The organism is Streptomyces sp. NPDC005794 (genome assembly GCF_042871445.1).
In the GTDB taxonomy this organism is placed as follows: Bacteria; Actinomycetota; Actinomycetes; order Streptomycetales; family Streptomycetaceae; genus Streptomyces.
On sequence record NZ_JBIAIN010000006.1, the window covers coordinates 241097 to 260419 of the forward strand.

16 protein-coding genes and 2 pseudogenes are annotated in these 19323 nt (G+C 65.4%); 11 read left to right on the plus strand and 7 right to left on the minus strand.

Annotated features, from left to right (window positions below; genetic code table 11):
• Nucleotides 1-531 precede the first annotated feature (531 nt).
• Nucleotides 532-999, minus strand: coding sequence for a MarR family winged helix-turn-helix transcriptional regulator (locus ACFYQ5_RS12295; RefSeq protein WP_389196720.1), 468 nt, complete (start codon nt 997-999; stop codon nt 532-534).
• Nucleotides 1000-1454: 455 nt separating this feature from the next.
• Between ACFYQ5_RS12295 and ACFYQ5_RS12300 the strand changes: the two genes are divergently transcribed.
• From ACFYQ5_RS12300 to ACFYQ5_RS12310, 3 genes are all read left to right on the plus strand, one after another.
• A complete protein-coding gene (locus ACFYQ5_RS12300) occupies nt 1455-1763 on the plus strand; it encodes a GNAT family N-acetyltransferase (protein ID WP_389196722.1) in 309 nt (102 codons plus the stop codon).
• Between the two features lie 704 nt (nt 1764-2467).
• Entirely contained in the window at nt 2468-2671 is a 204-nt protein-coding gene (locus ACFYQ5_RS12305) for a cold-shock protein (protein WP_389196724.1), read from the plus strand.
• A gap of 378 nt (nt 2672-3049) precedes the next feature.
• Nucleotides 3050-3550, plus strand: a complete 501-nt coding sequence (locus tag ACFYQ5_RS12310) for an ArsR/SmtB family transcription factor (protein WP_389196726.1) — start codon at nt 3050-3052, stop codon at nt 3548-3550.
• Between the two features lie 34 nt (nt 3551-3584).
• Here ACFYQ5_RS12310 and ACFYQ5_RS12315 read toward each other — a convergent pair whose 3' ends face one another.
• Entirely contained in the window at nt 3585-4841 is a 1257-nt protein-coding gene (locus tag ACFYQ5_RS12315; protein WP_389196728.1) for an MFS transporter, read from the minus strand.
• An 821-nt stretch (nt 4842-5662) separates the two neighbouring features.
• On the opposite strand from ACFYQ5_RS12315, the gene ACFYQ5_RS12320 reads away from it, so the two are divergent.
• The 6 genes and pseudogenes from ACFYQ5_RS12320 to ACFYQ5_RS12345 all read left to right on the plus strand — a co-directional run.
• Nucleotides 5663-6211, plus strand: coding sequence for an AfsR/SARP family transcriptional regulator (locus tag ACFYQ5_RS12320; protein ID WP_389196730.1), 549 nt, complete (start codon nt 5663-5665; stop codon nt 6209-6211).
• Nucleotides 6212-6427: 216 nt separating this feature from the next.
• Nucleotides 6428-7594: a cytochrome P450 gene (locus ACFYQ5_RS12325; RefSeq protein ID WP_389196732.1), complete on the plus strand. Its 1167-nt coding sequence runs from the start codon at nt 6428-6430 to the stop codon at nt 7592-7594.
• 203 nt (nt 7595-7797) lie between these two features.
• On the plus strand, nt 7798-8757 hold the full coding sequence (locus ACFYQ5_RS12330; protein WP_389196734.1) for a cytochrome P450: 960 nt from the start codon (nt 7798-7800) through the stop codon (nt 8755-8757).
• 28 nt (nt 8758-8785) lie between these two features.
• Nucleotides 8786-9769, plus strand: coding sequence for an aspartyl/asparaginyl beta-hydroxylase domain-containing protein (locus ACFYQ5_RS12335; RefSeq protein WP_389196736.1), 984 nt, complete (start codon nt 8786-8788; stop codon nt 9767-9769).
• Nucleotides 9739-10773 carry an aldo/keto reductase gene (locus tag ACFYQ5_RS12340; protein WP_389196738.1) on the plus strand — a complete coding sequence of 345 codons (1035 nt, stop codon included), beginning with the start codon at nt 9739-9741 and terminating at the stop codon, nt 10771-10773. Before ACFYQ5_RS12335 ends, ACFYQ5_RS12340 begins: the two co-directional genes overlap by 31 nt.
• Before the next feature lie 34 nt (nt 10774-10807).
• Nucleotides 10808-11071, plus strand: a pseudogene (locus tag ACFYQ5_RS12345) (transposase); the annotation flags it as partial.
• An 86-nt stretch (nt 11072-11157) separates the two neighbouring features.
• Here the strand turns inward: ACFYQ5_RS12345 and ACFYQ5_RS12350 are convergent.
• Genes ACFYQ5_RS12350 through ACFYQ5_RS12365 form a run of 4 tightly spaced genes read right to left on the minus strand, consistent with a single transcriptional unit; the run spans nt 11158 to nt 17493 of the window.
• On the minus strand, nt 11158-11559 hold the full coding sequence (locus ACFYQ5_RS12350; protein WP_389196740.1) for a hypothetical protein: 402 nt from the start codon (nt 11557-11559) through the stop codon (nt 11158-11160).
• Nucleotides 11559-14087 carry a hypothetical protein gene (locus ACFYQ5_RS12355; RefSeq protein WP_389196742.1) on the minus strand — a complete coding sequence of 843 codons (2529 nt, stop codon included), beginning with the start codon at nt 14085-14087 and terminating at the stop codon, nt 11559-11561. The genes ACFYQ5_RS12350 and ACFYQ5_RS12355 overlap by 1 nt, the downstream gene beginning before the upstream one ends.
• On the minus strand, nt 14084-16036 hold the full coding sequence (locus ACFYQ5_RS12360; protein WP_389196744.1) for a hypothetical protein: 1953 nt from the start codon (nt 16034-16036) through the stop codon (nt 14084-14086). Before ACFYQ5_RS12360 ends, ACFYQ5_RS12355 begins: the two co-directional genes overlap by 4 nt.
• Entirely contained in the window at nt 16036-17493 is a 1458-nt protein-coding gene (locus tag ACFYQ5_RS12365; protein WP_389196746.1) for a recombinase XerD, read from the minus strand. Before ACFYQ5_RS12365 ends, ACFYQ5_RS12360 begins: the two co-directional genes overlap by 1 nt.
• Nucleotides 17494-17665: 172 nt before the next feature.
• On the opposite strand from ACFYQ5_RS12365, the gene ACFYQ5_RS12370 reads away from it, so the two are divergent.
• Complete coding sequence (locus tag ACFYQ5_RS12370) at nt 17666-18208, plus strand: (4Fe-4S)-binding protein (RefSeq protein ID WP_389196900.1); 543 nt, start codon at nt 17666-17668, stop codon at nt 18206-18208.
• A gap of 8 nt (nt 18209-18216) precedes the next feature.
• Here ACFYQ5_RS12370 and ACFYQ5_RS12375 read toward each other — a convergent pair.
• Nucleotides 18217-18378, minus strand: a pseudogene (locus ACFYQ5_RS12375) (oxidoreductase); the annotation flags it as partial.
• Between the two features lie 274 nt (nt 18379-18652).
• Here ACFYQ5_RS12375 and ACFYQ5_RS12380 point away from each other — a divergent pair.
• Nucleotides 18653-19312 (plus strand): hydrolase, encoded by a 660-nt coding sequence (locus ACFYQ5_RS12380; protein ID WP_389196748.1) that lies wholly within the window; start codon nt 18653-18655, stop codon nt 19310-19312.
• The last annotated feature ends 11 nt before the right edge of the window (nt 19313-19323 follow it).

A 19323-nucleotide genomic window follows, 5' to 3' on the forward strand; every position in this document is an offset into this window, starting at 1 on the left:
GACAGCGACTCCGCGGCCGCCGACGGCGGTGAGCCGGCGGAGCCTGCCGAGCCTCGGTCGCCCTGTAGCGAGCGGCCCATCGCGCGGGCCCGGCGGGCGAAGTGCAGGAGCTGATCGGGCGGCTCGTCGCCGAAGGGTGCGTCCTGGGCGGATCCAATGGGTGATCGAAGTACCGGGTTTCTGGGCCGGGTGCAGATGGTCGTTGAGTGCCTCGGCCGGGGTTTTCCATCCGAGTGTTTTGCGGTGCCGAATGTTGAGGGTGTGCGCTACGGCCTGGAGTTCGTCGGGCGGTCCCCTCGCCGAGGCGGCTGCCGCGCGGCCGGAGTTCCTGGCACGAGACACCATCTGACGCTCGAGGAAGGTCTGCGGGACGGTTGGCCTCTTGGTCGGCCCTCTGATCCCGGACCGACAGTTCACCGGTGCGCGCGTCCGTCAGGAACCCGGCTGGCGACCCGCACACCAGGACGTCTTCGCCGAGCCGGCGCAGGGCTTACCTCCCGCGATCCAGGGAGCCGCGCCTCCCTCACCCGGTCAGTCCGGCTGCTTCTCCATGTGGTCCAGGACACGTTTGGAGATCCGGGCGAGTGTACTGAGCTGGTTCGGGGTCAGGGCATCGATGAACAGGCGGCGGACGTGCTCGACGTGCTGGGGTGCGGCCTCTTCGATCGCCTCGTAGCCGGCCGGGGTGGCGACGATGAATGCTCCGCGTCCGTCGTCGGGGCATTCCTCCCTCTCCACGAGCCCGCGTTTCGCCATCCGCGTGACCTGGTGGGACATTCGGCTCTTCTCCCACTCCACGAGTTTGGCCAGATCCAGGAAGCGCATCCGTCCGCCGCCCCGTTCGGTGAGGCTGGCGAGCACGATGTAGTCGGAGGCGGACATTCCGGAGTCGGCCTGGATACGGCGGGACAGCCGTCCGATGAGTGTCTCCTGCATACGGATGAAGCTGTCCCAGGCGGCTTTCTCTTCCGGGTCGAGCCAGCGGGGCGGTGCGTCCATAGCGGCAGTCTAACGAAATCGTTGACAGCTCATCTACTCGCAGTGGCGATGACGCGACCCTCGACGAAGCCACGTCCGCCGTGCCCATGATGCCTCGGTTTCAGGCCCCGCCTTGGTGCGCGAGCCGGAAGGCGCCGGGATCGGTGCCCGTCGGACGGTCGAGAATCCGCCGAAGTCCTCCGGTCCGGAGTCAAGGGCGAGTGGTGCGAGCCGCGTCTCCTGCGGGCCGACTTCCAGGGAATTGCCGGCCATGAGCTCTCGCTGCGGAATGAGGGGGCCAACCATGGCCATGTCGGCACGTGGCGCCGAATTCTCCGGCACCGCGTGCCCGCTCTGCGGGTGCGGGCGCCCTCGTGGAGGGTTAAGTTGATGCATCAACTTGATGGAGTTAAGGTGATGTCCTGACTGACGCGATTCCGCCGAGTCGAGCGGGATCAGGCACACGAGGAGGACACATGACGGTCGAAGTGAGTGACGTGCCCGAGGCGAAGCGCTACGAGGCCCGCGTCGATGGAGAGTCCAAGGTGGCGGGGGTCGTGGAGTACATCCGTACGACGGAACTCGTCGCGTTCGTGCACACCGAGGTCGAGACGGAGTACGAGGGCAGGGGAGTCGGGTCCGCGCTGGCCCGCACCGCCCTTGACGAGGCCCGCGCCGCGAACCTGCGGGTGCTGGCCACCTGCCCCTTCTTCGCGGGCTGGATCAGCCGGCACCCCGAGTACCAGGACCTGCTGTACCAGTCCCGCAGCAAGGTCAGTGACTGAAGAGTCGAGCACGTCAGTGATGGAAGCGGGCATGGGCGGCGAACCCCGAGCAGAGGGCATACCGGACGGAGCCGATCGCGGAGACCTTCGAGGCCAGGCGCTGCCCGCTCAACATTATGAACAGCTCGCATGTCTCAGACCCCCATCTGTCGCAGCAGCACCCAGGTGGGACCCAAGAGTGATCCACTACGAAGCGCGCGAGTGAGTGTCTCAACGACAGCTCCGAACCGTTGCGCGTTCGTTACCCTTGAGGCCGACATCTGGGTTCTTGCATTAGCCGCATCAATTTGGCCTCGCAGAGTCGTTGACTGCTGTTCTTGTCGACAAAAGCCACTGGTCTCGTGCGCTGTCGTCCTTGGCTGCATGTTCGTCTCCTAAAAACGCGCCTACATGGTCACGGCGGGGCTATGGATCAACCTAGGAGCACGGTCCTGTGGATAACGGCCGCAGAAGAGCACGCCCCGTGGCCGCCAACAGTCACGCGGCTGAACGGACGACTCGGGCCGCTTGTGACCTGAGCGTTCTGCGGTGAGGACGGACCTCTCCGTGTAGCGTCAGGTTCAGCTGTCGTGGTTCCGAAGTACCGGTCGCCCGTGCGCACGCTGACGGGCGATTCTGCTGTTCAGAGTCTCTGAGGACCAGGGCGATCACCTCCGATTCCCGCACGATGCGGGAACCGACTTCGAGTCCCCTTGGAGGGCACAATGACTGGCGGAACCGTCAAGTGGTTCAACTCGGAAAAGGGCTTCGGCTTCATCGAGCAGGATGGCGGCGGCCCCGACGTCTTCGCCCACTACTCCAACATCGCCAGCTCCGGCTTCCGCGAGCTTCAGGAAGGCCAGAAGGTGAACTTCGACGTCACCCAGGGCCAGAAGGGCCCCCAAGCGGAGAACATCACCCCCGCCTGAGCCCGCACCACCGCACCCGCCCGGCGGTGCTCGCTGGGCGGGTGCCGCGCGTTCGGCAGCGGACACCCTGCGGTGAACGCGCTCGAGCCCAGCTCCTCCCGCCGTCGGACGGGGTCTACGGTGCGGCCCCCGAGGTCCCCAGCTTCAGGCCGTCGTCTCTGCGCCTCGTGCCCGGACCTAACAAGCCGCAATGGAGCGAATCCTCAGGGGGGTGACCTGCCGCTGGCCCCTGCTGCGAGTTGTGGACACTGGCTGCGGAAGCCGAGTGTTCCGAACTACGTTCTACGCAAGTTCGATACCGTGGAGGCGGTCGGTGTCGGTCACGCCGCGTCGACGGGCTGTGGCGTACTCGGCGGATCCGGCCCTTACGCTCGGGGCATGACTAATCAGCGCCGGGACTCCGGCGAGGTGCGGGCGAGTGCCCTCGCATCGGGTGTTCGGTTGCGTATCATCCGGCTCACGCGCAGGCAGGCTATGACGAACAAGGAGCTCGCCGAGCGGTTGGGTAGGGATCCCGCGACCACACTGCACCATGTACGCAAGCTGGTGAGTGCGGGGCTCCTGGAGCCGCAGTCACCTCGCCGGGGGAACCGGGGTGCCAAGGAGATTCCTTATCGGTCCAAGGGTCTTCCCTGGGCTCGGGGTCCCCGGAACGAAGGTCCTATCGCCGAGGCGATGTTGGAGGCGTTCCTGTCCGAGGTGGATGAGCTCGACACGAAAGACGTCGACCAGGTCCGCTTCGTTCTGGACCTGACACCGAAGCGGCGGGAGGAGTACGAGCGTCGACTAGATGAGCTCTTTGAGGAGTTCGATCACGATCCCGTAGCGCCGGATACCGAGCGGACAGCGGTGTATATCGCCCTCTACCAAAGCTTGTGATAGCCCTCCGAGCGCGTCTGTGAGTGGCCACTGCTCAGATTCGGGAGGGGGCCTCCTGGTCCTGAACCGCAGGAAACTCCCGCAGGGTGCGCAGTGGGGACAGGAGGAGCGGCAGTGGCGTCATAGCGAGCGCGAAGCACGAAACCCAAAGGGTGGCCCGTACGCCGATCCAGCCCCCCAGAATACCGCCGAGCAGGCCGCCAACGGGCATTGCACCCCAGGTGATGAAACGTACCGTGGCGTTGACCCGTCCCAGCAGTCGGCCGGGGCAGATCGCCTGCCGGTAGCTGACGTTGACGACGTTGAAGACCGTGGTGCCGTACGCCCGCAGGGCAAGGCCGAGTACGCATAGGGCGGTCAGCCAGCCGGCCTCGGCGAGGGGTACGACCAACGCCACTGGCGAGATAACGAGTGGGATCAGCCAGATGGCGCGGGCGGGACCGATCCATGTGGCACACCGACCCGCGGTGATTGCTCCCAGTAACCCGCCCACACTGCTCATAGCCAGTACAGCACCGACTGCGCCTGGCGTCAGACCGAGGTCCCGGGTAAGGAAGAGGATCTGCATCGACAGGAGAACCGTGATCGCCAGGTTGGAGAGGGCAGTGGAGACAGTAATAGCTCTCAAGGACTTCTCTTCGAGTACAAACTCCAGGCCCTCCTTCATTTGTGCGCGCACTGGTAGGCCGTCGTGGCCAGCGGGTCGGGGCTCGGGGGTCCGGATACGAAGCAGCAGGAGGCCGGAGATCAGATAGCTGACAGAGGTCGTCAGGGCGGCGGTGGCTGCGCCGACCAGTTGCGCGAGTCCGCCGCCGACGCCGGGACCGGTGACCTCAGCAGCCGAAAGGCTGGACTGGAGCCTGGTGTTGCCGTCCATGAGCTGGGCACGCCCCACCAGGGACGGAAGATAGGACTGGTAGGCGACATCGAAGAGGACGGTGGCCACGCTGGTGAGCAAGGCCACGGCGACCAACTGAGTGAGCGTCAAGGCATCCACCCAGGCGGCTATTGGGACGGTGAGTAACAGGCCGGCTCGCGTGAAGTCCGCTGTCAACATCACGGGTTTGCGGCGTACGCGATCCACCAACACCCCGGTTGGCAGACCGATCAGGAGGAAGGCGGCTGTCCCGGCCGCAGTCAAAACCCCCATCTGGAAAGGCGACGCCTCCAACGTCGTCGCCGCGAGCAGGGGCAGCACGGTCTGTCCCACGTACGTGCCGAACTGACTGACCGTCTGCCCCGCCCATAGCTGACGGAACTCTCGATGGAACCAGAGGGAGTCTCGGTGCATGGCTGCTAGCATGGCGTAAGTGATTGGTGATTGCCAATCACTCATCCGACAAGAGCCCTCATACGGCAGTTCCGGGCCCCGCTCGTCACCGCGAAGACGGCGGGAGCACCTGAGCGGCGCCATTTAGCCATTTCGGCTCCTCCGTGCACTACCCCCCGAAGACAGGCACGCTGGCTGCCTCGACCTGCAGTGATGCCAACCGGGGGCGTTCGAGGCCCTCCGTTGGAGCGTGCGTCACTCACCGCAGAGAGTCGGTAGCTGCACGCGCACACGTCGCAGGTCAGTGGCATATTCGCCCGGCTCGACGCTACCGAAATCGAGAAACGCAGCAGCGGCCTGAACGGGCCAATTTGTCACCGATCTAAACTTTTGCGCCGCAGGCGCCCTTGCCGCCCGGGGGCGGATGAACGAAGGTAAAACTCCGTCGTTCTTTCCCATTGTTGTCGTCGTTTTGCCAACCGGCAGTCACGGCTTAGATGGTTTCTGCGAAGTCCTGCGACTGGATCGAGGTAGTAGGAGTGTCAGAAGTTCGGAGTTCCGAGCGTATCCGAATAGATATTCTGGGATCACTCCGTCTAACGACGGTCCCGGAATCCAACCAGACCGCTCGACTCACCGCACCGAAACAACGCCAAATGATCGCCCTGCTCGCTTTGCAGTCGAACCAAGCAGTCCCCCTTACCATTATTGCTCAGGAACTTTGGGGCGATCGACCACCAGTGAGCATGCGGACTGCCCTCCAAACGTACATCGTACAGCTCCGAAAGTGTCTGGCCCGAGTCCTTAGATGGACAACAAAAGCCGTCGCTGAAAAAGTCCTGGTGACCAAACAGAATGGATATCAGTTAAATCTGCGGCACGGAGATGTGGACATTCATGAGTTCGAACGCCTTGCTTCGGCCGGCAGCAAGGCCCTTGGTCAGAAAGACGACAGGCTGGCAGAACGGCTGCTGACCGAATCTTTGGATATTTGGCGAGGGAAGCCACTGGCCGACATACAGGCAGGCCCGCTGCTCGAGCCGACGGTGACGTTTCTAGAGGAGAGCCGACTGTCGGTGCTGCAGCAACGCGTAGAGGTCAAATTCAGGCTCAACCTCCACCATCAACTTCCCGCGGAACTCTCAGTCCTGGTGTCGGAGTACCCGACCAACGAGACGTTTCACGCCCAGTACATGCTCGCACTTTACCGTTGCGGTCGCTGCGCAGAAGCCCTAGCCGCCTATCAGCAACTGCGCAACTATCTGGCGAAGGAACTCGGCATCGACCCTTCGATAAAGGTACAGAATTTACATCGATCGATGCTCGAAGTCGACCCTGCGCTGGACGGCATAGCTGGCTTTATGGCTGAACATGCCGACCGGGCAAAATGATTGAACTTTCGTTTTAGGCGTTTTTTTAGCGCTCTTTTACCGGCGACTGCGAGTATCAGTGAGCGCTTGAAGAACGGTCCGCAAGCGTGATGAGACGTCCGACGAAAGGAGCTCATCATGCGTTACGCATACTGATGTCTCCGACGGGGGCGCCGCTGCGAGCGGCGCCCCCGTCCACCTTCTACCAACGAAGCAGACCTTGTCGGAGGGGTACGCATGGATTACGACCCGCTGAGTCCTGCCGCAATTGAAGATCCGTACCCCATGTACTCAAAAATGCGGGAGTCTTCTCCGATTTTCTGGAGCAGCCGCATGAATTCCTGGGTGCTGACTCGATATCGCGATTGTCTGCTACTTCTCACTGACTCGGACACCTTTGCCAGCGACTGGACCAGGGCCGGGCACGAGGAAACGGGGGCGGCCTCCAGTCTTCAGGAGCTGGACCCTCCCGAACACACCCCCGTCCGCAGGCTGTTCACGGTGGCCATGCGCAGCCAGCAACTGGACCGGATCGGGGCCGACATCCGTGACCTGGCCGACGGAATCATGAGCCGGAGGTCCAGGAGCGCCGGCAGCTTCGACTTCACAGCGGAAGTGGCCCGCCCTGTCGCCCTCCTCGGCGTGTGCCAACTGTTGGGAATCGCCAAGCCACCAGTGCGCGATTTCGCCGCACTTGCGGACGCGATGACCCGCGGTATGGATGCAGGACTGCTTCCCGAGGTGCTCGCCCCCGCCCTCGAAGCGCGGACGAAACTCAATCACCAGATCGCCGGCTGGTTCGACGCCTGTGACACTGGGGGCCTGCTTGGTGAGGTGCTGGGCGGAGCCCAGGGCGCGGGGGTGTCGCGGGAAGCCGTCTGGAACAGCGCGCGTGTACTCTTCCTTGCCGGATTCAGTACAGCTGTAGGCGCTGCGGCCAACGCCGCACTTGCTCTGGCAACCCACCCCGACGCCTTGGAGCAGGTGCGTATAAGTAACGTCCTGAGCAGCGGGGTTGACGAATTTATGCGCTTCGACGGACCCGTCCAAGGAACGACCAGAGCCTGTGTGCAGGACACAACTATTGGCGGTGTCACGATCAAGCGGGGGGACCTGGCCTTGGCGCTGCTGGGTTCGGCAAATCGCGACCCGGAACAGTTCAGGAATCCGGACGACATCTTGCTTACCAGAGAACCAAATCGGCATTTGGCTCTTGGTTGGGGGATACATGGGTGCTCGGGAGCAATTCTCGCCCGGATCATGATTCGGGCCCTCTTGGAGAGCCTGACGCAGACTCGAGGCCACCTGCGTCTCGCCGGCGCTCCCGAAAGGCTGCCCCGGGCCACCCTTCGCTACCCTGACCGGCTTCCGCTGTCCTTTGACCGACCGGAGGCGCAGCTGTGAGAGAGTCCCTCGTTCATTACGACCCGCTGGACCCCGAGACTGTCCGCGACCCGTACCCCACGTATGCGGCTATGAGGGAACTCAGTGGCCCCTGCTGGAACGAGATCATGAAGTGCTGGGTCGTCACGTCCTACGAAGAGTGCCGACGCGTCCTTGGTGACTACGAGAACTTCGCTGCGGACTGGCGCCGCGGAGGAGAGTCCATGCCGGATAGCGCGTTGAGTGTGCATTCGCTTGATCCGCCCGACAGCACCGCGATCTACCGCGAATTGGCGGCAACTCTGCGCCAGGTGCACACCCCGGATCTATCTCGCACGCTGCGGCAGGACATCTCTGACAGGCTGGGGCGCTTGGCCGGCCCGCCGGTGGAATTGGTGCGTAATTTCACCGAACCTCTGGCTTGCTGGTTCCTTTCCGAGGTTCTTGAGGTTCCGTCGCTCGACACACCGGAGATACGGCCCATGGGCGAGGCGATCCACCGGGCCATGGATTCGGGCCTCGTGCCCGAGGCGTTCCAGCCCGGACGGGAGGCACACCGAAGGCTGGCAGCGCTCATCGAGAGCTGGGTTTCATCGATGACCCCAGAGCAGCCGCTGCGTATTTTGGTGGACAGGACAGAGGCTGCGGGGCTGGAAAGAACCATGACCCTGAACTCGGTAAGGACATTGATCGCGAACGCGTTCACCTCCCTCCCTGCGTCACTCAGCACCGTTGTGAACGGCTTCGCACGCGACCCCGGGCTTCTGACGGGCTCTTTGAACGAGAAGCGGCTGGACATGGCGGTGCATGAGTTCCTTCGTCATGAGTCGCCCTCACAGGGCACGACACGCCTCTGTGTGGCAGACACCGTTCTGTCGGGAACGAAGATCCGCCGAGGGGAGGACATACTGATACTGATCTCTGCAGCCAACCGCGATCCGGCGAAGTTCGACGAGCCTGATCAGCTTAGGCCGGAGCGCTGGCCCAACCAGCACATCGCGTTCGGCCACGGCCCACATAGCTGTTCCGCGGCAATGCTCTCCCGCTTCCTGCTACGGGAACTGGTGGCCGTACTGGCCGAAGGCCGCGTGGGGATTCATCTCACTGGTCCGGTCACGTATAAGCCGGCGGCAACCATTCGTATGCGGGCCACGCTGCCAGCAGTGGTGACGCAGCGCGCCTAGACACGCCAACCCGATCAGGAGATAGCCCATGTCCGTGCCGATGCCTGCCGCAGCCGCACGTCTGCTGAAAACGTTCGACGCAGATCGACTCGTGGAGGAACTTCGCACTCTTCAAGGGTCTACCTGGGGGCAGCAGCGGCCGTACGACGCCGATGTGCTGCCCTCCGCTGGAATCGACTGGCGTTGCCTTTCACTCCGCAGCTTGGGGGGTGACGGCGCGCGCACCGACCCGGGAGGGCCAGGAGCAGACTCCTTCGCCGACACCCCTTGGCTGGAGAGGGTTCCTTACTTCCGTGAGATCCTCGCAAGTATTCCCGGCCGTCTGCGAGCCGCCCGGCTGATGGCCCTGGGGACGGGAGTGCGCAGCGTTGACCACTTCGACACAAAGTGCGGTCCCGCCTGGGGTGTTGCACGGCTCCACGTACCGGTCACGACAAACTCGAGCGCGGTGCTGGAGCTCGACGGGGTAAAGCACTCATGGCAGCCCGGCACCTTCTGGTTCGGTGACTTCAGCCGCCGGCATATGGTTTGGAATGATGGACCTTCGGCCCGAGTCCACCTAGTGATCGACTGCCTGGTCACTCCAGAACTGGCCTCCATCTTTCCGCCCGATTGGGGGCACTACTTTCAGCACGGTGATGTTTTGTATTGCAAGCCCGAACTTCCACCGCGGGCGTTGGACCAAGCCCCGATCTCGTGGCAGGTCCGCCTCCCGTCTGCCTTCATGGACTGGGAAGAGAACGACATCTTCACAGACTCCGCCGAACAGACCAATGTGGTGATCACGGCAGCGGCGGACGGAGCGCATTTGACGTCTGAAGGCGGTCGAACCTTCGGCTTGGTACGTATCGAGCGGGACGAGTACAGGCTGGCAGGCTGGAGCGACGAGCGAACGGTCGAGTTGGCGACCGGCAAGCCCGATCCCGTGGTTGTTCTGCGCACACGATACGGTCGCTCCGTCGCGAACCTGGCGATACCCGCGTGCGTGACACCCGCTGGCGCGCGACCGTGAGCGAGGGTGAGCGAACCATCTTCGATCCGCCCGTGCAGTCGCTGGGAATCAGTGACATGAAGATCACCCGGGTGGGGCTTGGAGGTGCCGGTTGGGACGCCTGCGATGACAAGCAGGTTGTTGACACTATTCGGCACGCCGTCGACAACGGCATCAACTGGATCGACACGGCGGCGGTATACGGCCGAGGCCGCTCGGAGAGGCTCGTGGCTAAGGCCCTGGCTTCGCTCCCGGAAAACGATCGTCCTTATGTCTTCACCAAGTGCGGGCACATCTGGGACGAGACAGGGGCGTCCTCCGGGCTGCGCAAGGTCGGAACGCCGTCGAACATTCGGCGCGAGATCGACAATTCACTCCGCCGACTGGGCGTGGAACGAATCGATCTCTACCAGATGCACTGCCCTCCGGAGGATGGAACACCACTCACCGCATATTGGGAGACACTGCTCGAGCTGAAACGCTTGGGCAAGGTCAAGGCGGTCGGCTTGTCAAACCACGGTGCCGGCCAGCTCGCCGAGGCTGAGCTGATCGGGCATGTCGACTCCCTTCAGCCACCTTTCTCCGCTATCAGGCGCGAGGTGGCAAGTAGGGAGATTCCGTGGTGCGCGGAGCACGGCACGGCCGTGCTCGCCTACAGCCCCATGCAGGCGGGTCTTCTATCGGACGGCTTCACACGCGCTCGTGCCGAGGCACTAGGTAAGGATGACTGGCGGTCGGCCGTTGCTGATTTTCAGGGTACGAAGCTGGAGCGCAATCTTGACCTCGCTGAGTCTTTGCGCCCCATCGCGCGACGGCACAAGGTCAGCGTGCCGTCGGTGGCCATGGCCTGGACGCTGAGCTGGCCGGGGGTGACGGGTGCGATCGTAGGCGGACGGCGTCCCGAGCAGGTGGACGGGTGGCTATCTGCCCTGCGCCTCGAACTGACGGCGCAGGACCTGACAGACATAGCCGCCACCATAGAACGCACGGGAGCGGGCGCCGGCCCCGTACATCCCGGCCCATAGAGCGCGGCCTTGTCCGGACCGGCGGTGACCGAACTTGGAAGCCCAGATCAACACCATGCTGGAGGCACACCCCCTTTCCCGGGTCCTGGCATCGATGTCCGGCGTCCGCGTCAAGGCCGCCGCAGTCCGGCTACTAACCACCGTCGGCGACGGCACCAGCTTCCCCTCCGCCGCCCACCTCGCCTCCTTTGCCGGACTCGCCCAGACAACGACGTCCTCGGTGGAAACCGGCAGCTCAAACTGGCCATGCTCCTCTCGCTTCGGCTGCATGAACGCCGATCCTGCCTCCTGCACCTACTTATGGCAGTGAGGTGGGCTTTCCGCTGCGGTCGGCGACGAGGCCACGGCCCGCAGGTGCCCTGTCGCAGCGAAGGGCGCGCTCGGCTATTCGTGGTCTTGGGTGGGCAGGATCGTCACGCGTCGGCGTCCGAGGCGTTTTTTCAGCGTGAGGTTCTCGGCGTAGAGATTCGCCGTCACTGTGGCCAGGGCCTCGAGTTTGTCCTGGGTCTGTGTCGCCTGCTCCCTCGCCTCGCGCAGCTTCTTGCGGAGCGTGGCGATCGTCTCGTCGCGCTGGACCTCCCCGGGCGTACGCAGCACGGGACGGGCGACCTGCGCGTCCCACTCGGCGAGGATGTCTTCGGCGCGGTGCACGGTCGCGTGGCTGACCTGGGCCTCGCGGGCGAGATTCTCCTTGGTGAGGGCGCCGTCGGTGTGCACGGGCTCACCGGCCAGCAACCGGGCCATGGCCGCCCTCAGCTTGTCGGCGGATGTTGCGGATACCGGCATCAGGTGCGGCCTTCCTCTTCGAGTGCGCGGGTAATGCGCTGGACGTCGGCAAGTCGGATGAAGACCGCCTCTCGGCGCGGCGGTGACAGCCGCGGGTCCTTGGCCCGGGCGGTCAGTTCGTCCTCTTCGGCGACCCAGTACGGGGCGTGGGTGCGGGTGATGGTCGAGTTGCGGCAACGGGCTGGCTGGCAGGCGCCGAGCAGTGGAGCCAGTCCGCGTTGGTCTTCGGGGAGCTCGTTTTGGCACTCGGCCTGCGGGGCGTCGAACATGCAGTGGTTGATGGTGCCCAGGTGCAGGTTGGGGAACTCGTCGGCGAGCAGGGCCTCTTCGACCCGCTCGTCGGCGATCTGCGCTCGGAGCTGGGGGTTGTTGTTGATGGTGTCGATGACCTTGTCCAGGCCGGCGTGGAGGCGGGCGGCGCCGGGGCCGACCGCGACGCGTTCGCCCTGGCGGCGGCCGCGGAGCAGGTCCACGAGTTTGCGGGCTGCGGCCTGCTGCAGTTCGGTGTCGAACTCCTTGGCCCAGCTCGCGTCCATCTGTGCGTACGCCTGGGTGGTGCGGTTGGCCAGCGCCCGGCGAGCGGCGTGCTTGAGCTGCAGGCCGAGCGCGACCTCGGAGTCCGGTTCGCGTCCGGCTAGCTGAGACATGGTCTTGCGGAACATGTGCGAGCGGACGTGCGAGGGCGGGATCTTGGCCAGGCCGTGCCGGTGGGCGATGGTGTTGACGCCGTTGATGAAGAAGTCGATCTCGGCGTCGGAGGAAATCCCGGGCTCCGTGTGGGTCTGTTTGCCAACGGGTGGGCGCAGGGCTGCGAACAGGTGGGTGGAGTGCCAGGACAGCTGCTCGAGGACCGCAAGCGCCTGGGCGACCGGCTCGATGATCCACCAGTACAGTTCCGGGCGCGTGGGGTCCAGCTTGGTCTTGCGAGACCGGACGGCCGGGGAGCCGAAGTAGGTGCGTACAGCGTCGCGCTGGATCTCTTGAACCTCCGAGTCACGCATCAGAGTCAAGGCCGCGACGAAGACGTAGAGCGCGGCTCGGAGCATGTGCAGTTCGAAGGCGAGCTCGATGGCGCTGATGTGCGTACGCCATGGCGCAGACGTTCCGTCCTCGCCTTGAATGTGCGCGGCGTCCGGGCACTGGAGCGGGTACGCGCGCCAGCCGGACCACAGGTCCGAGTCGACGGGTATCCCTCGTCCGTCGGCCACGGCCTGCGAGACGAGGCGGGCGCGTGCCGCCCCTGTCCGGTTGCGCCGGTCAAACCGCTTGTTGTTCCGCTGCCGGTGGACGTCAGGTGGGGTGGGCCCCCAGATCATGCGGGCGGCCATAGCCCAGATTGGCTCCCCGGCCGTCCCGTGCTCGTCGGTCGCGTACACCGGCACCACGGTGTTCGGGTCGGCGAGCCACCGTCGTACGTCGTCGTCCAGCTTTTCTTGGGTGACGCCTGTACTGGTGCCCGGTGCGATGTAGCGCGGCCCGGCGGGGCCCTTGCCGCGGCCCACGGTCGCCGTGACGGTTGTGACGCGCCCCGCGTTGAGCGCGGCCAGAACGGTGTCACGCCGCGTGCGGGGCCGCTCGCTCTGGTTGTCGGCGAAGATGTTCATGGTTCTGCCGTCGGTGACCATCTTGCTCAGCGCGGTCCACATCGGTGTGCCGGCCGCAACGTTGCTGTAGGCCACCTCGTGGACAGGCACCGCGTTGCCCGGCGTACGGAGCCACTTCTTCAGCAGGGCGTCCGTTTCCTGCGGGCGCACCGGCCGGGCCTTGGTGGAGCGCGGCTGGTCGGCGGGGGCTTCGCGCTGCTGGGCGAAGTGGTCGCGCCAGCGGAAGATGTCCGGGGCGAAGGTGTGGATGTATGTCCAGGCGCCGCGCAGCAGCGGCCACCAGGTCTCGGGCGGGATTGCCGGAGTGGCGAGAGTGTCGCGGCTGGGAGCGTCCTCGTCGTACGCCTTGGCTGCGACGGTCGAGGCGGGCTCGTCGCCCCAGGGGTCGTCGAAGGCGCTGATTCCGGTGAGTACCGGAGCGAGTTGGCGCAGTCGGCGGATGGCCGTCACGTGGAACGCGACGGTTTTCACGCCTTCGACCTGGGACGCCTTGTGGGCTATCTCCTCGTGCCAGTCCTCCGGGTCCCACAGCCCAAGGTCGTCTGGCAGTCCCCATTTACGACCCCAGTCCATGATCTTTCTGATTTCCATCATCGAGGGGCGGATGGTGGCCACGGACAGGGGGACGGCGGGCAGGAAGATCAGGGATTGCCGGAGGAGGGGGTGGGAGGGGTTGAGGAGGGCGAAGCAGTACTCACGCAGTTGCAGGTTGATCAGCGGGTCGTCCAGGGGGAAGACGAAGCGCCACTCGCCCGGCTTCCTGCTGGCGGGGCGGCCGATGCAGTCGGCGGGCCACCGGTGGGGCTCGCCGAAGTGCGGCACCATGATGTCGTCGAGGAGTTTGTAGCCGCCGTAGCTGAAGATCTTTTCGTCGTCGCGGAAGGCCGACGATGCCAGCGCCTGGGGTGCGGGGCGGGCCATCATCGGTCGAACTCCGTCCTCATGCCCAGGGGGAGGTCGAGGCGCAGGCCGAGCTCGGCGATCTCGCGGCGGGCCGCGGGAATGAGGTCGGCGCACTCCTCGAAGACCTCCGCCAGGGCAGCTGCCTGCCGTCCCCACAGGGCCTGCCAGTGGCGCGGGGTGAGGTTGGCGCGCATGTGCTCGATGTGATCGGACAGCAGCAGGAGCCGCGGGATCTGGGAGGTGAACACGACTGCGTTGCGGCACAGCATGCACATCGCGGGTGCGACGTGGCAGACCTTTGTGTCGTTGCGGTGTGGCGAGTCCCAGGGGTTACGGCAGTTGACCAGTCCCATGTCCAGCTCTCCTGTCCGCAGGGCTTTTGCCTGCGCGGCCTCCAGGCCGAGGTCCTCGGTGACCTCGGGCTCCTCCAGATGCTGCTCGGCCTCGGCGGTGACGAGCACGGGCCGTGAGGGTGTGGTCATGCGGTCGAAGACCCATCTCTGGGCTCGGTTGATCGACCGGCCGGCCAGGATGTGCGCGGTCGTGCCGTGCGCGTAGTGCATGCGGTAGATCTCCACGTGGTGGTCGTCGCCCGCCAGGTCGCTCACGGTGCCGCCGAGCGCGACCGCGCGGACGACCTTCGTGGTCTTGCGTAGCCGCCTGATCTCGTACGGCTCGGAGATCTTCAGCGACTTCCCGGCCGTGTCGCGCTGCTCGGCGATCCAGCCGCCGAAGCGTCGCTCCCGGTCAGTGAAGTCGGCGAACTCGGCGTCCAGGACGCCCCGGCGTCGTCGTTCCACCGCGAGGAACAGCCACGGGTCTGCGTCTGGGAAGACCGTCCGGGCCAGCTCGGTGGCGGCCAGTAGTCGCCGGAGCAGGCCCGGAACGTCCCAGGCGCGATCCCCGGCGAACTCCGGCGCCTCCTCCTCCGGATCCGGGTGCAGGTCGGCACGGACACGGTGGGCACGCATCTTACGCTGGACCAGGCGGACACCGCCGTCGGTGAACTCGATGTCGGGCAGCTGGAGGAAGTGGAGTTCCTCCGGGCTCGTGTCGCTCATGCCCAGCATCAGCAGCACCCGAAATGCCTGTAGATCCACTTCGGTCGGGAACAGAAGACGGCCCAGCTCGGCGACGAGATAGCGAAATCCGCGCTTGAGGAGAGTGCCGTCCGGCGCGGTCGGGAGCAGGGCTTTCACTGGCTCCGGCCAGCTCAGCACGTTCTGCCGGAACTGCGGCTGGAGGATCTCCACGGTCAGCAGCCACGGGTGGGTCGCTGCCCACAGCAGGTTCGCCGGCTCGTGCCACCCGCCTTCTCGTGGATCGACCCCGTGCTTCAGCATGTCCCGGCCCCGGGCCAGGCGGGCCTCCAGCACCCGGATCGCGTCCCGCGCCGCGTCACGCAGAGCGATCCGCTCCGCGTTCGAGAACTCGTCCAGCGGCTCGCCCTGGTAAGTCGGATAGGCGGGCGGGGCCTGCGCACGCACCCGCAGGGCCTCCGGGATGCTCGTGTCCTTCAGCGCGCGCTGCTCGATCAGCGTCAGCAGGCAATTTGTCTTCACGTACGGGGAGTTCGAGCGGAGCCCGTGGTGCTGACGCAAGTCTTCCTCCCACGAGTGGATGACCTCGACCAGGTCAACCTTGCGCCCGTCCAGGCGGGCATCCGCCGGGTCGACACCGAGCGGGGGCAGATGCCTGTCGACGAACCTTGCGAAGGACCGCACCGCCTGGGCCAGGCCCGCGCCCCCGTCAGACAGGGCCATTGAACGGGTGTAGGTGATCCACTCATCAGCCAGCTGGGCTGCCAGAATGCCGCACTGGTACTTCGCTGGATTCACGAAGTGGCTCGCCGTCCCGCCCCAGCGCGTCCAGGTCACGGTCCGGATCCCGACGTACTCCAGGTCCCGGGTGGGCAGCGGGCTCGGGGCGCTGCTGCGTACGCGCTGCTTACGCTCGCCGCGGCGGGGCATCAGGCAACCCTCTGTTCGGCGATCGCGGCCGCGTAGTCGGCGTAGGTGGCGTTCTTGTTGTTCCACTCGGCGATCGCCTTCGCCACCAGCACGTTGGTATCACGCATGTACCGGAGGTAACGCAAAGTTGATTGTGGACGGCGATGCCCCAATAGGTCCTGCAGAATCAGCAGGGGGTTCCGCGAGATGTGGTCCGTCAGATAGCCGGTGTGCCGACCAGCGAGGTACTCCTCGGCTTCCTCCTGGAGGATCAGCTTGGTCAGCAGCCGCAGCATGTAGACCGCGAAGGTGTGCCGGGTGTCGTGGATCCGGACCTCGCGCGGCATGACGATGTCGACCTTGTGCTCCTCGCTCAGCCGCACGGCGCGTAGATGCGCGGCGTCGAATATCTGCTCCCAGCGCTGCCGGGTCGGCATTCGTCCGCCGCGGGCGACGAACATCGCCATCGGCTCCAGCCCGTGGTCGCCCTCGAAGACCGCGCGACGGCGCTTGTCGGCGTTCATGCTCGCGACCCGGAAGGTGCGGCGCCGACCATCGAGCATCCCGCTCACCTTCATCCGCCGCAGGTCGATGTCATCGACGATGAACAGCTCCTCGCGGCGTCTCCACAGAGCCTTCGCCGCCGCCCGCACTTGCGCCGCTCGCTCGGTACGCCGATACATGTCCAGCTCCCGCAGCGTCGGATCCTGAACCATCACCGTGCGGGGCAGGCCATACTTCGCGATCGCCTGAAGTTGAACCTCTGCAGGAGAGGCGTCCCGTCGCGGTGGTCCGACCTCGATATCCAACAGGCAGCTGAACTCCTGCAGCCGCATGCCGGTCGTGATCGACAGTTCGGGTGCTGCGCTGTCGCGCAGCGGCGAGCGCCCTCGGAACGTGCGATCGACGCGCCCGTCGGGCAGATAGCCACGCAGTCCGACCTGTTTGAGGAAGTTCCACTGCCTCCAGGTCAGATGCCGCACGTCGAGCTGTGTAGTGGCACCCCAGGACAGCACGTCGCGACCGTTACGACGGCGGAAGTAGGGACGCTTGTCGATCAGCTTCTCGTCGTCGGCCCACCCGTAGAAGCCATTGATCACGGCCCGGCGCCGCTTCCAAGTCGCCGGCGCATCTGTCGACTCGCGATGCTCTGTGCAGTCCTCCCGGTACGCCAGAAGGTCTTCCTCGATCACCGACAACAGATCGACCGGTGGGTCGAGCTCCGTCTCCAGGAAGTCGGTCAAGTCGAGGGCATCGTACGTGTAGTCCTGCAACGACTTCGCCTTCAGCGTCTTGGCCATCTCAAGAAAGAACGAGACCAACGGCTCCGCCGGGCGCATCTGCGAGTCGAAGAAGAACGGAGTGCCCTCCTTCAACGCACCCTTCCGAGACACATACGCGAAAGCATCAAGATCCACGCCAGGCGGCGCCTCGTAGAAGCGACGCACCTTGCTGCGTGACACAAAGAAGTAGTCCACCCCGCACCACCATGATTATGAGACATCCAGGAGCGTGGAACCTAACAGCCACACCTGGAGGCTCATGTCACCCGGGGATCACACCTGAGACATCTGGATTTCCTTTGCATAAACGCCGCCGAATGCGGTCAGGGCCTGCCCGAGGTGTTCGACCACGGCGAAGTGCCCGTGGATCCAGCCGGACAACGCCACGGCCGAGCGCCTGGCTGAAGTGGTGCGGCGCTGCCCCTCGGGTGCACTGAAGAACGAACTCGTGGACTGCGGGACGGCGGGTACGGCACCCCTGATGCGCTGCTCATCGGCACCGCGAGCGAACGCAACCACCAACAGCTCCGCTCCCTCGGCGCGGAGCCGGTCGTCTATGGCAAGGGCCTGGTCGACCGCGTACGAGGACTTTCCCCAGGGAGTCGGCGCGGTCCTCGGCACCTCCGGTCGCCGCGAGATCCCGGACTCGATCGAACTCGCCGGCGGCCCGGCACGCGTCCTCTCGCTCGTGGCCTTCGGCGCTGCGGGCGCAGGAAGCCAGATCCACATGACCGAGCCGGGGGCGGGGGTTCCGAAGCACTCCGGGACATCCTCGCCCTCATCGAGGGGGCAAGCTCGTAGTGCTCCCAGCGTAAGGTCACGGCCTTCCGCGACGAACGGCGGGCACCACGACCTGCGGGGGGCCGGATTCGGCGGCCTTCCCGGGGCTGGACGTCGATGGCCTCGGTGAGGTGGCGGCCGGTCGGGCTGTCGGGTGACGCCGCGGGCCGCGCCCCAGTCCTCGGGGGCTGCGTACACGGGGGTGGGGACGACGATGGCGCGCAGGTAGGAGAAGAGCCGCCGGAGTGCGTGTTCCAGGGTGAGCGAGTGCCGGGCCGTGCCGCCGGTGGCGCCGGCGAGTTCGGCCGCCCGTGTGGGCCCGGTACGGATGACGGATCACACCTAGTTGACACGTCAAGTATCGCTGTTAATGTAGGTGACGTGTCATCCACTTGGCCGGGCGGGGGACTGAGCCCGTTCGTGACGCGGTATCAGCCGATTCAGCGTGGTGGTTGGCCGACTCGGCCTCAGGGGCGTCTGCGCGGACGCGTACGGCCCGTATTGCGGCGTCGAGATCGACGGCGTCCGTCTGAGCACTCTGAGCACGCAGATGCAAACACTCGGAGAGGGACCCATGAGCAACAGAGCGAAGTCCGGACTGCAGGCACTGCTGACGCCCGAGGAGAGCGTCGTCGTCCTGATCGACCACCAGCCGTTCCAGTTCGCCAACCTGAACAGCCACGAACCCACGATGGTCGTGAACAACGTTGTCGCCCTCGGCAAGGCCGCCAAGGCGTTCGACGTGCCGGTCATCCTGACGACCGTGCTGGAGGAGCGCGGTGGCTACCTCGTCAAGGGGCTGCAGGACGTGTTCCCGGAGCAGAAGCCGATCAACCGCACGCTCATCAACACCTGGGAAGACGAGCGCGTCGTCGACGCCGTCAAGGCGACCGGCCGTAAGAAGCTGATCATCGCCGGTCTCTGGACGGAGGTCTGTGTCGCGATGCCGGCGATACAGGCGGCGGGTGAGGGCTTCGAGGTCTTCGCCGTCACCGACGCCTCGGGCGGTGCCTCGAAGGAGACCCATGACATGGCCGTGCAGCGCATGGTCCAGGCGGGCGTGGTACCGATCACCTGGATGGCCGTGGCGAGTGAGTGGCAGCGCGACTGGGCCCGCGAGAAGACCGTCCCGGCCATAACCGAGATTCAGCTTCAGCACGGGGGCGCCACCGGCGTCGCCTTCAGCTGGGAGACGCAGTTGCTCGCCGCAGGACGCGCGGGCAACGACGCCTGACACGGCTGCGG